This window comes from Nonomuraea sp. NPDC003201, assembly GCF_053590415.1.
In genome coordinates this window covers 21645-32689 of the sequence record NZ_JBSFTC010000109.1, presented here as the reverse complement: position 1 = coordinate 32689, position 11045 = coordinate 21645, and the positions used below count along the sequence as shown (strand labels likewise).

The following is an 11045-nucleotide window of genomic DNA, read 5'->3' as shown; positions in this document are numbered from 1 at the left end:
TTGCCGTCCTCGGCCCGGACGCGCCAGCGGATCAGCGCGCCGTCCGCGTACAGGCTGAGCGGGATCGTCGCGTAGTAGGCGGAGCCGGACGAACCGGTCGCGGTGACGTACTCGCCGGTCTTCGTCCCGGCGGCGTTGTACCACTCGAAGCGGCCCTTGACCGAGTTGTCGACGTCCTTGAGCTTGGCCCACAGCTTGGGGGTGGCCGTGCTGATGACCGGCCGCCCGTCACCGGAGACGCAGGGACCGCCCGGGTCCGACCAGGCGTCGGCGGCGACCGGGTCGGACGGGATCGAGTTGTACTCGATGACGGCGACCGGGTTGTTCTTGAACTTCTTCCAGGCGTACAGGTCGGTCTCGCTGGTGGCGTAGAGACCGACGGTCATGGTGTTCCACTTCTTGGCGGCGGCGTCGGCGGCCCACGACGTGATGTCGAACTCCACGCCGCCCGGCGCGCAGGACCCCGTGCCATAGCCCTTGGCCACGTTCACCGTGGAGAGCAACCTGGTCTTCGCCGGCGGGTTGTTCCAGGTGGTGCTCTTGCTGATCGCGCCGGTCCCCCAGGCCTCCACCTTGCGGGCGCTGCAGGAGTACGACCACGTCTCGTAGGTGCGCAGCGTGGCCTTGATGATCTGCTTGCCGTGGATGGTGGCGCCGGTGGCCATCTGGAAGAACGAGCGGTTCGTCTGGGTGGAGCTGATCTTGCCGACGCGGGCGACGTCGCTGGAGTTGAGGTAGTTGGAGCTGGGCCAGTTCTTCCAGACCGCCGTCCACGAGCCGCGGGCGGCCGAGAAGTACGGGTCCAGGTAGACGGGGAACTGGGTCTTCTCGTCCTCCAGCATCTTCCGGTCCGGCCGCAGCAGCAGCTTCCTGCCCGACAGCGCCACGCCCATCGTCGCCTCGCGCGCCTCCGGGGAGCGGCCCTCCTTGAGCGCCTGCGGGCTCGCGATGCCCTTGGAGTCCCACATCTTCGGGGTGGGCGCGATGAAGATCGTGCCGCCGCCCTCGTCCACGGCCTCCAGGTTGCCCGCCTGGTCCGACTTCAACGACAGGCCCTCGACCGAGAGGGGGTAGGCGAGCTCCGTGAGGCCCGCCGCGGCGGCCCGGGACTTGACCACCAGGATGTGGGAGAAGCCGTCCACGTCCGCGGTGACCTGGAGGTCCACGCCCGGCATGACCTCGGGGTAGGTGGCGGTGTCGCCGTTCAGCGTGGGCTTGGGCAGGGTGCCCTGCCAGCCCAGCTCCAGGGACTTGGCGCCGCGCGACAGCTTGGCCAGCGGGCCGGTGCCGCCGCCGGAGAAGGTCAGGTCGGCCGCCGTGGCGACCGTCTCGACCGCGCCGTCCGGGCGCAGGCGGAGCGTGGTGTCCACCGGGACCCAGCCGCCGGCCTTGCGCACGCGCACCGGGCGGACGTACTGCTCCAGGGTGAACGTGCCGTCGGGCTTGGCCCAGAGCTGGCGGGTCTCGCTGCGCTGCGTCTCCACCTCGACCGGCTTGCCCGCGCTGCGGGCGAGGGCGAGCGCGGAGTCCTCGACCGGTTGGACGGTCTGCGGTGGTTCCACTGTCTTCGCCGCGACGGCGGGCACCGGGTCGGGCACCGCCAAGATCGTGATAGCTAACGCCGTCGCAACCAACCCACGAACTGCCCGCATACGTCCTCACCCATGGTGAGCAGGGATTACGCGCGGGAAGGCATACCCACCCGGCGTCTCCACGATCTTCTGTTGACGATCGGATTTTCACTCTGACAACACGAGAGGTCTAGAGTTTTGCTCATTCTGCTCAAATTTCCTTCATAAACCTGATTTGTCCGGAAATTTCCGTCATGGCGCATCAGACGTCCGTGGGCAGCGGCGATGCGGCCGGATTGACCCGCTTGACGATCTCGTTCAGCACGATGCGGACGTACGGCTCCCCCACCCACAGGTGCTTGGCCCCGTCCACCCCGAGGACCTCGGCCTGCGGCACTCTCGCGAACCTCGCGCGGGCCTCCTCGGGCCGCAGGTAGTCGTCGAACTCGGGCACCAGCACCGTCAGCGGCCGGCCGAACCGCGCCCAGGCGTCCAGGTCGTGGTCGGTGGCCCGGTGCAGCGGGGGCGAGAGCAGGATCGCGCCCTCCACCAGCGGGTCGTGCGCCCACTTCAGCGTCAGCTCCGTGCCGAACGACCAGCCGACCACCCACACCTGGGGCAGGTCGTGGTACTCGGCGTACTCCAGCGCCGCCGCCACGTCGAACCGCTCGCCCTCTCCCCCGTCGAACGTCCCCTCCGAGGTGCCGCGCTCGGAGGACGTGCCCCGGGTGTTGAAGCGCAGCACGGCCAGGTCGGCGAGGGCGGGCAGCCGGTTGGCGGCCTTCTTGTAGACGTGGCTGTCCATGAACCCGCCGTGGGTGGGCAGCGGGTGCAGCGTCACCAGCGTCGCGACGGGGGGACGGTCGAGGGGCAGCGCCAGCTCCCCGACCAGGGTCAGGCCGTCGCCCGTCTCCAGCTCGATCGGCTCGCGCCGGGCGGGCAGCACGGTGGCCGCGCGAATCTCCACTTCGGGGGTTCCCTTCAATAACGGGTGCGGCCGGGGCCGCGGTCGAGTCTCTTGCGCCAGCAGGCGGTGTGCCAGTGACGGCGCTCCTCGTCGCCTCCCGGCCAGTTGGGCCAGGCGACGAGGTGCGACTGGCCGCTGCGGATCTCCTGGTCGCAGCCCGGACATCGGTAGTTCTTGGTCGAGGAGGCGCCGGTGAGCATGCGTACCTTCCACTCGCCGTCGGGCCATTCCTCCACTTTGTCCAGCCCGGTCGGGAAGCCGAAGGGACGGGAGGACTCCCTGCGGCGGGCGCGGCGAGGGCTCATGGACGCGGGAATCGGCTGACGCCGGCGGTGACGAGCTGGTCGAGCAGAGGGGCGGGCGCGAAGGCGGGCTCGCGGTATTCGGCGTAGAGGGCTCTCAGCCCGTCGCGGACCTTCGCCAGGCCCAGCGACTCCAGCATCTCGAACGGCCCGGCGGGATAGCCGCAGCCCAGGCGCATGGCCGCGTCGATATCGTCGATCGAGGCGTACCCGGAGTCGTGCATCCGCACGGCGTCGTTGAGGTAGGGGAACAGCAGGGCGTCGACCACGAACCCCGCCCGGTCCTTGCACGGCACCGGCGCCAGCCCGGCGATCTTCACCAGGTCCCTGGCGGCGCTCGCGGCCTCCTCCGAGGTCAGCACCGTGGCGGCCAGCTCGGCCACCTGGTCGCCGACGAGGTGCACGCCGACCATCCTGGCGGGGTCGGGGAGGCGTACGGCGTGCTCGATCACGGGACGGTCGGCCAGGCGCAGCACGACGTCGGGGTCCTCGGACTCCTTGAACCCGGCCGCCCGCAGCCGCTCCGCCAGCCCGTCGCCGCCGGCCCCGGCCACGCCGAACGTGCCCAGCCTCGACTTCGCCGGCTCCTCGCGCGGCGGGTCGCCGTAGAAGCCCCGGCCCGACTTGCGACCCAGCAGCCCGGCCGTGACCAGCTCGCGCAGCAGCGGCGCGGGCGCGTGCCGCCGGTCGCGCGTCTCGTCGAACAGCACCCCCATCACCTCGTACGCGGTGTCGAGGCCGATCAGGTCGAGCAGCGTGAACGGCCCCATCGGCAGCCCCACGCCCAGCTTCATCGCGGCGTCGATGTCGTCGCGCCCGGCCACGCCCAGCTCCATGAGCACCGCGGCCTGGTTGAGGTAGGGCAGGAGCAGCCGGTTGACCACGAACCCGGCCCGGTCGCCCACCGGCACGGCCGTCTTGCCCAGCCTGCCCGCCAGCGCCGCGACGTCCGCCACGAGGCCGGGCGCGGTCACCACCGTCCCCACGACCTCGACCAGCTTCATCACCGGCGCCGGGTTGAAGAAGTGCATCCCCACGACCTGCCCAGGGCGGCCGGTGGCGGCGGCGATGGCAGTGACGGACAGCGAGGAGGAGTTGGTGGCCAGGACGGTCCCGGGCTCGCAGATCCGGTCGAGGTCCTTGAACAGCGCGATCTTGTAGTCGAGGATCTCGGGGATCGCCTCCACCACCAGATCGACGTCCCGCAGGTCCTCGCGCGAGGTGGTCAGCGTGATGCGGCCGAGGATCTCGTCACGCTGCCCGGGGGCCAGCTTGCCCTTGTCGACGGCCTTGCCGGTGGAGCGCTCGAGATGCCCGCGACCCCTGGCCAGCGCCTCGGCGTCGGCCTCGACCCCGATCACGCGCAGGCCGGCCCGCGCGAACACCTCGGCGATCCCGGCTCCCATCGTGCCGAGCCCGACCACTCCCACCCGTTCGAACGCCATGCGTCCAGTTTTCCAGAGCCGCTAAGGTGGGGCGTCATGCGGCTGGTCATCGCGCGATGCAGCGTGGATTACATCGGACGGCTCACGGCGCACCTCCCCATGGCGCCCCGACTCGTGTTGATCAAGGCGGACGGGAGCGTGAGCATTCACGCCGACGACCGCGCCTTCAAGCCGCTCAACTGGATGAACCCGCCGTGCAAGCTCAAGGAGGACGACGGCACCTGGACCGTCACCCACGGCAAGACCGGCGAGAAGCTGGTCCTGACGATGGAGGAGATCCTTCACGACTCCAGCCACGAGCTGGGCGTCGATCCCGGGCTGATCAAGGACGGCGTGGAGGCTCATCTCCAGGAGCTGCTCGCCGAGCACATCACGACGCTGGGGGACGGCTACTCGCTGATCCGGCGCGAGTACATGACGGCGATCGGGCCGGTGGACATCCTGTGCCGGGACGCCCTGGGGGCGACCGTGGCGGTGGAGATCAAGCGGCGGGGGGAGATCGACGGCGTCGAGCAGCTCACGCGCTATCTGGAGCTGCTCAACCGCGACCCGCTGCTGGCGCCCGTGCGCGGCGTCTTCGCGGCGCAGGAGATCAAGCCGCAGGCGCGCGTGCTCGCCACGGACCGCGGCATCGACTGCGTCACCCTCGACTACGACGGGCTGCGCGGCATCGAGCCGGAGAATCCGACTCTCTTCTAGCGCCGAACTCACATGTTCACACGAATGGGGCCCGGCTCGCCAATGGCGAGACAGCACTCCGCGCGATCGCCCACTGCGGAGGGCTCCCTAGTAAGCGATGGCTTACCGGACTATCGTGACGTCATGACGACGCTCACGTTCGACTCGCTCAACCCGGCGACCGGTGAGGTCGTCGGCACCCATCCCCGGCAGGGCCCCGACGCCGTGCACGCGGCCGTTGGTCACGCGGCCGAGGCGGCGGCCTGGTGGGCCGGGCTCGGCCACGCCGCGCGCAGGCAGCGGCTGCTCGACTACAAGGCCGTCCTCACCCGGCACCTGAGAGAGCTGAGCGGGCTCGTGCACGAGGAGACGGGCAAGCCGGTGGGTGACGCGACGCTGGAGATCGTGCTGGCGATCACCCACCTCGACTGGGCCGCCCGCAACGCCCGCAAGGTGCTGGGCCGCCGCCGGGTGAGCACCGGCATGATCGGCCTCAACCTGGCCGCCACCCTCGAATACCTCCCCCTCGGCGTGGTCGGGGTGATCGGCCCGTGGAACTACCCGGTCTTCACCCCCATGGGCTCCATCGCCTACGCCCTCGCCGCCGGCAACGCCGTGGTGTTCAAGCCCAGCGAGCTCACCCCGGGCATCGGCGTGCGGCTGGCCGAGCTGTTCGCCGAGTCGGTGCCCGAGCATCCCGTTTTCCAGGCCGTGACCGGGCTGGGCGAGACCGGGGCCGCGCTGGCCGCCGATCCGAGGGTCGGGAAGGTGGCGTTCACCGGCTCGACCGCCACCGCCAAGCGGGTCATGGCGGCCTGCGCCGAGAACCTGACGCCCATCGTGGCCGAGTGCGGCGGCAAGGACGCGTTCATCGTGGACGCCGACGCCGACCTCGCCAGGGCCGCCGACGCCTGCCTGTGGGGCGCGATGTCCAACGCCGGCCAGACCTGCGTGGGCGTCGAACGCGTCTACGTCGTCGATGCCGTCTATGAACGTTTCATGCGCGAGCTGTCCGACCGGGCGACAAAGGTGAGGGCCGGCGAGGACTACGGCCCGATCACGATGCCGGGCCAGGTGGACATCATCCGGCGGCACATCGACGACGCCACCAAGTCCGGAAAAATCGTGACCGGTGGCCCCGACTCCGTTCGCGCTCCCTACGTGGAGCCCGTGATCGTCGAGGACGTGCCGGAGGACTCACCCGCGGTGCGCGAGGAGACGTTCGGCCCGACGATCACCGTCCGCCGCACCCGCGACGCCCAGGAGGCCCTGGAGCTGGCCAACGCCTCCGCGTACGGCCTGGGCGGGACGGTTTTCTCCGGGAACGCGCGCAGGGCGATGGAGCTGGCCCGCAGGATGCGTACCGGGATGACCGCCATCAATTCGGTCATCTCATTCGCGGGAGTGCCTGCGCTGCCCTTCGGCGGAGTGGGAGACTCGGGGTTCGGACGGATCCACGGGGCCGACGGTCTACGCGAGTTCGCCAGGCCCAAAGCGATCTCCCGCCAGCGCTTCGCGATGCCGGGGATGAACCTGACCTCGTTCACCCGAGGGCCCTCCGAGCTTGAGCGGCTGATCAGGCTCGTGACCTTCTTGCATGGGCGACGTAAAAGATAATCTTCTTACCCTTTCCCAAAACGGATCATCCGTCCATAATTGTGTGCTCTGGGGGCCACGATCATGTTGGACGGGTGGAATGTGAACCGGTCTTACCGGGGAATGTCAGCTGAGCAAAGGCTGGCAGACAGACGGGAGCGGCTGATGACGGCCGCCTACACGCTATACGCGAAGCCGGGGTTCACGGCGACGACCATCGAAAGGCTGTGCTCGGAGGCGCGGATCTCCAACCGCGCCTTCTACGAATGTTTCGGTGGACGCGAGGAACTCCTCCAGGCGCTGCACGAGCGCTGCGTGGAAGAAAGCCTGGCCGTGGTGGCCAAAGCGGTCCAGGAGGCGTCGAAGACGCTTGACGATCGAGTCAAGGCGGGGATTCGCGCCTATATCGAGTTCACCACGGCGGACTGGCGGCGGGCCCGCATCATGCATGTTGAGGTTCGCCGATCAGGAGATGTCCTGACCCTGTCCCGTCAACGCGCGGTGGACGCGTTCGCGCGGCTGGTCGAGGAGGCGTCGGCCGATTTCCCCCAGGCCGCAGGACTGAATCGGCGGCTGGTGGCACTCGGAGTAATTGGAGCGCTACAAGAGTTACTCATCGAGTGGCTGCACTCGGACGAGCAACCGCCGATCGACGAACTCGCCGACGTGGCCGTGCACATCTTCATCCGCAGCCTCGGCACGCCGTGACCATTCGCCGGCCATTCATAATGGACGGCCCGGAATCACCATTTTGCGGCACTCAATAAAAGAGCGGGCAACGGCTGATCGTTGCCCGCTCCCGATATGTCACTTCAGGCCACCGCGGCTGCGGGAACCTCCATGTGCAGCACCCGATTCAGCCGGGTCACCGCGAGTATCCGCATGATCCGCGGGGGCACCCCCCGAAGAACGAGGCGGCGCTGCACGCTGAGCGCGCGCCGATGCGAGCCCACCAGCACTCCGAGGCCGGTCGCGTCGATCATCTCCAGCCGGGAGAGATCCAGGATCAGGTCGCCTTCACCGGAATCGAGAGCCTTGTGCAGGCGCTCCCGCACACCGGCCGACGTGCCGGCGTCGAGTCTGGCGCCGATCCGCACCACCTGGGCACTCGGATTGCCCCGGACGCGCATGCCACCTCCTCAATCAACACGGTGTAGTCACCTCCGCACGCGGAGCGTTCAGAGAGGTGAACCCGTGTTCTCTCCCCTACCCACCCAGCGGAAGTGACACGACTGCGGTCAGGATGAACTCTCCGCCTTCCGTCGGATGGGCGCTCAGCTTCCCGCCCACGGCGGCCAGGCGCTCCCCCATGCCCGTCAGCCCGCTCCCGAGGTCGGCGGCCCGCCGCCGCTGCACCCCGTCGTTGCGGACGCTCAGCTCCGCCTCCTGCGCCGTGAAGCGGATCGAGATGTCGCAGAACGTCGCGGTGCTGTGCTTGAGCACGTTGGTCACCGCCTCGCGGACCGCGTACGCGAACACCGGCGCCACTCCGTCGGGCAGCTCCCGGTAGGGCAGGTGCACCTCGCAGCGGACCCCGGCCGCTTCGAGCACGCTTTTCACGCTATTCAGCTCGGCGCCCAAGTCAAGCTCGCGGTAACCGCGCACGGCCTGCCGCAGCTCCCTGAGCGCCTTCCTGGTCAGCGCGTTGACCTCGGTCATCTCGGCCTTGGCCGCGTCGGCGTCCACGTCCGACAGCCGTACGGCCAGCTCGGTCTTGACGGCGATGGCGGACAGCTGGTGGCCGACCAGGTCGTGCAGGTCCCTGGCGAAGCGCAGCCGCTCCTCGGCCAGCGCCAGCCGCGTGTGCGCCTCGCGGCCCTCATGAGCCTGTACGGCGAGCGACCAGATCCACATCCACATCCGGTTGGACGGCGGCATGATCGCGCACCAGACGGCGTACATGACCATGTAGATGACCAGCGCCTGACCGATGCTCAGCTCCGAGCCCATGCTGGCCGCCCCGAGCGCCAGGGCCGGCACGCCGATCCCGACGCCCGCCGCCCACGTGCCGACGGCCACCAGATAGACCGTGCGCCTGGGGACCTGGAGCGTGGCCAGGCCCAGCCAGCAGACGAGCACGAAGCCCCAGCCGAACGGCTCGCCCCCGCCCAGCGCCGCCGCGACCACGGCGAAGACCCCCGCCAGCACCACCTCGCGGGTGGGGTAGCGGCGGTCCAGCGCCGCGCTGATGATGCGCGGGCAGAGCCAGGTGAAACAGATCAGGGCGATCACAGCGGGCACGGCCCGCCACCACTGGAGCCTCCCCTCCCCGAAGGCGACCACCGAGGCCATGATGACCAGCAGCCACACCGCGACGAAGTTCGAGAGGAGCACTTTCCAGGTGAGGCGCCGCGCCCGCTTGATCGCGTCCATCTAGCCCGCGCGCAGCACGTCGGCGAGCTTGAGCCGGGCCCCCGTCCGGAGCACGGCGCGCTCGTAGATCTTGGCGCCGAAGCCCAGGACCGCGAGCACGGCCAGCGCCATGGCCCCCATCGACAGCGCGACCTGCCACATCGGCACCTCGGTCGCCGCCATCCGCACCGGCATGATCATGGCGGAGAACGGCGGTATGTACGACAGGACCGTGGCCAGCGTGCCCGTCGGGTCGTTGGTGGCGTAGAAGGCCACGAAGTACGTGACCATGATGAGCATGGTCAGCGGCGTCATCACGCTGCTCACCTCCTCCTGGCGCGAGACCAGCGAGGCGAGGGCGGCCGCCAGCGTGGCGAAGAAGGCGTACCCGAGCACGAACCACACCAGCACGCCCACCACCAGCCCCGGAAGCCCGGGCGGGAAGTCGGAGGCGATCCCGGAGGCCGCGGACGCGGCCAGGCCGACGGCCAGGATCGTGACCAGGTTGATCAGGCCGAGCACGCCCAGCCCGATGATCTTGCCGCCGAGCAGCTGCCACGGCCGGATCGTGGAGAGCAGGATCTCCACGATCCTGCTGCCCTTCTCCTCCACCACGCCCATGGCCACCATCATGACCTGACCCATGAGCAGCATGAAGAGCACGAGGACGAGAACCACGGCGATCCCGGCGCGGGCGGACTCGTAGCGGGTGTCGGCGCCGACGGACTCCATCTTCAGCGGCGGGATCGACATGCCCGCGGCGCCCAGCTTCACCTCGCGGTTGACGCTCTGCAGGAGCACGCCGAGCTGGCTGTCGATCTCGCCGTCCGTGAGCACCCGGGTGCCGTCGACCAGCACCGCGTCCACGTCCCCGTCGAGCACGGCCTTCTTGGCGGCGGCCTCGTCGGGGAAGCTGCGCCACTCGATCTGCGCGTCCGGCGCGGCGGCCTTCAGCGGGAGCTGCTGGGAGTTGACGGTGCCGAGCGTGTACTCGTCCGGCCCGCCGAAGATCTTGGGTGCGAAGGTCACCGCCGCCACCAGCACGGCCGTGATGAGCAGGCCGATCGCGAACGCCTTGGTCCGCACCTGCGTGGTGATCTCCCGCCGGGCGACCAGCATCAGTCCGTTCACGCCACGGCCTCCTTGAAGATCTCGGTGAGGGTCGGCTGCTCGACCCCGAAGTGCTCGACGTGCCCCGCCTTCATCGCGCGGCGCAGGATCTCCTGGTCGTCGCCGTCCGTGGTGTGCAGGACGTGCCGGTCGCCGTTCACGGTGACCGTGCCCGGCAGGCCGTCCGCCCAGCCGGGGGACGGGTCGCGGACGACCACGCGCAGCGTGTCACCCTCGGCCGCCCGCAGGTCGGACACCGTGCCGGTGGCCACCATGCGGCCGGCCGAGACGATGCCCACCGAGTCGCACAGCCGCTCGACGAGCTCCAGCTGGTGGCTGGAGAAGATCACCGGCACGCCGCCCCGGCAGCGCTCCTGCAGCGCCGTGGCCAGCGCGTCCACCGCGATCGGGTCCAGCCCCGAGAACGGCTCGTCCAGCACCAGCACCTCGGGGTCGTGCACCAGCGCCACCGCGAGCTGCACGCGCTGCTGGTTGCCCAGCGAGAGCGCCTGCACCGCGTCTCCCCTGCGCTCGGTGAGCCCGAGCCGCTCCAGCAGGTCGTCGGTGGCCTGCTTCGCGGCATGCGCGCTCAGACCGTGCAGACGGCCGAAATACTCGATCTGCTCAGCGACCCGCATCTTCTGGTACAGCCCCCGCTCCTCCGGCATGTAGCCGAAGCGCCGCCGGTCGTCGTAGCCGAGCGGCCTGCCCTGCCAGCTCACCGAGCCCGAGTCGGCCTGGAGCACGCCCATCACGATGCGCATGGTCGTCGTCTTGCCGGCGCCGTTCGCGCCCACGAAGCCGAACATCTCGCCAGGCCGTACGGTGAAGCTGATGCCGTCCAGTGCGACCTTCCCGCCGGGGGACTCGGGGCCGCCCGCGAAGCGCTTGCGCAGCTCGCTGATCTCGAGCATCAGGTCATCTCCTTCGTCATGGGTAAATCGTGGCTTTGGAGGCGTTCGCCCTGCTAGTCGTGTAAATCACCGGCCCGACATGGATCCCGCGTCCCTTCCGGATGACATTT

The 11045-nt window shown here is 69.6% G+C and carries 11 protein-coding genes; 3 read left to right on the top strand and 8 right to left on the bottom strand.

The window, feature by feature from the left end:
* From ACWDX9_RS31465 to ACWDX9_RS31450, 4 genes are all read right to left on the bottom strand, one after another.
* A partial coding sequence (locus ACWDX9_RS31465; protein WP_449960140.1) for a DNRLRE domain-containing protein occupies positions 1–1598 on the bottom strand: 1598 nt, incomplete at its 3' end.
* Positions 1599–1833: 235 nt separating this feature from the next.
* Entirely contained in the window at positions 1834–2538 is a 705-nt protein-coding gene (locus ACWDX9_RS31460) for an alpha/beta hydrolase (protein WP_449960138.1), read from the bottom strand.
* 14 nt (positions 2539–2552) lie between these two features.
* On the bottom strand, positions 2553–2843 hold the full coding sequence (locus ACWDX9_RS31455; RefSeq protein ID WP_192790585.1) for an ATP/GTP-binding protein: 291 nt from the start codon (positions 2841–2843) through the stop codon (positions 2553–2555).
* On the bottom strand, positions 2840–4285 hold the full coding sequence (locus tag ACWDX9_RS31450) for a 3-hydroxyacyl-CoA dehydrogenase family protein (RefSeq protein WP_449960136.1): 1446 nt from the start codon (positions 4283–4285) through the stop codon (positions 2840–2842). Before ACWDX9_RS31450 ends, ACWDX9_RS31455 begins: the two co-directional genes overlap by 4 nt.
* Positions 4286–4321: 36 nt before the next feature.
* Between ACWDX9_RS31450 and nucS the strand changes: the two genes are divergently transcribed.
* The 3 genes from nucS to ACWDX9_RS31435 all read left to right on the top strand — a co-directional run bounded on the left by nucS (position 4322) and on the right by ACWDX9_RS31435 (position 7267).
* A complete protein-coding gene (gene nucS, locus ACWDX9_RS31445; RefSeq protein ID WP_350730045.1) occupies positions 4322–4984 on the top strand; it encodes an endonuclease NucS in 663 nt (220 codons plus the stop codon).
* Between the two features lie 123 nt (positions 4985–5107).
* Positions 5108–6580 carry an aldehyde dehydrogenase family protein gene (locus ACWDX9_RS31440; protein WP_449960134.1) on the top strand — a complete coding sequence of 491 codons (1473 nt, stop codon included), beginning with the start codon at positions 5108–5110 and terminating at the stop codon, positions 6578–6580.
* A 144-nt stretch (positions 6581–6724) separates the two neighbouring features.
* Positions 6725–7267 carry a TetR/AcrR family transcriptional regulator gene (locus tag ACWDX9_RS31435; protein ID WP_449960133.1) on the top strand — a complete coding sequence of 181 codons (543 nt, stop codon included), beginning with the start codon at positions 6725–6727 and terminating at the stop codon, positions 7265–7267.
* A 104-nt stretch (positions 7268–7371) separates the two neighbouring features.
* Here the strand turns inward: ACWDX9_RS31435 and ACWDX9_RS31430 are convergent, their stop codons facing one another.
* The 4 genes from ACWDX9_RS31430 to ACWDX9_RS31415 all read right to left on the bottom strand — a co-directional run bounded on the left by ACWDX9_RS31430 (position 7372) and on the right by ACWDX9_RS31415 (position 10935).
* A complete protein-coding gene (locus ACWDX9_RS31430; RefSeq protein ID WP_357727580.1) occupies positions 7372–7689 on the bottom strand; it encodes an STAS domain-containing protein in 318 nt (105 codons plus the stop codon).
* A 76-nt stretch (positions 7690–7765) separates the two neighbouring features.
* A complete protein-coding gene (locus tag ACWDX9_RS31425; RefSeq protein WP_449960131.1) occupies positions 7766–8932 on the bottom strand; it encodes a sensor histidine kinase in 1167 nt (388 codons plus the stop codon).
* Entirely contained in the window at positions 8933–10042 is a 1110-nt protein-coding gene (locus ACWDX9_RS31420; protein ID WP_449960129.1) for an ABC transporter permease, read from the bottom strand.
* Positions 10039–10935 carry an ABC transporter ATP-binding protein gene (locus ACWDX9_RS31415; RefSeq protein WP_449960127.1) on the bottom strand — a complete coding sequence of 299 codons (897 nt, stop codon included), beginning with the start codon at positions 10933–10935 and terminating at the stop codon, positions 10039–10041. The genes ACWDX9_RS31420 and ACWDX9_RS31415 overlap by 4 nt, the downstream gene beginning before the upstream one ends.
* Positions 10936–11045: the final 110 nt, after the last annotated feature.

Coding starts and splice junctions, on each gene's coding strand:
- ACWDX9_RS31455 (WP_192790585.1), bottom strand. CDS start 2,843: ATGAGCCCTCGCCGCGCCCGCCGCAGGGAGTCCTCCCGTCCCTTCGGC.
- ACWDX9_RS31450 (WP_449960136.1), bottom strand. CDS start 4,285: ATGGCGTTCGAACGGGTGGGAGTGGTCGGGCTCGGCACGATGGGAGCC.
- nucS (WP_350730045.1), top strand. CDS start 4,322: ATGCGGCTGGTCATCGCGCGATGCAGCGTGGATTACATCGGACGGCTC.
- ACWDX9_RS31440 (WP_449960134.1), top strand. CDS start 5,108: ATGACGACGCTCACGTTCGACTCGCTCAACCCGGCGACCGGTGAGGTC.
- ACWDX9_RS31435 (WP_449960133.1), top strand. CDS start 6,725: ATGACGGCCGCCTACACGCTATACGCGAAGCCGGGGTTCACGGCGACG.
- ACWDX9_RS31430 (WP_357727580.1), bottom strand. CDS start 7,689: ATGCGCGTCCGGGGCAATCCGAGTGCCCAGGTGGTGCGGATCGGCGCC.
- ACWDX9_RS31425 (WP_449960131.1), bottom strand. CDS start 8,932: ATGGACGCGATCAAGCGGGCGCGGCGCCTCACCTGGAAAGTGCTCCTC.
- ACWDX9_RS31415 (WP_449960127.1), bottom strand. CDS start 10,935: ATGCTCGAGATCAGCGAGCTGCGCAAGCGCTTCGCGGGCGGCCCCGAG.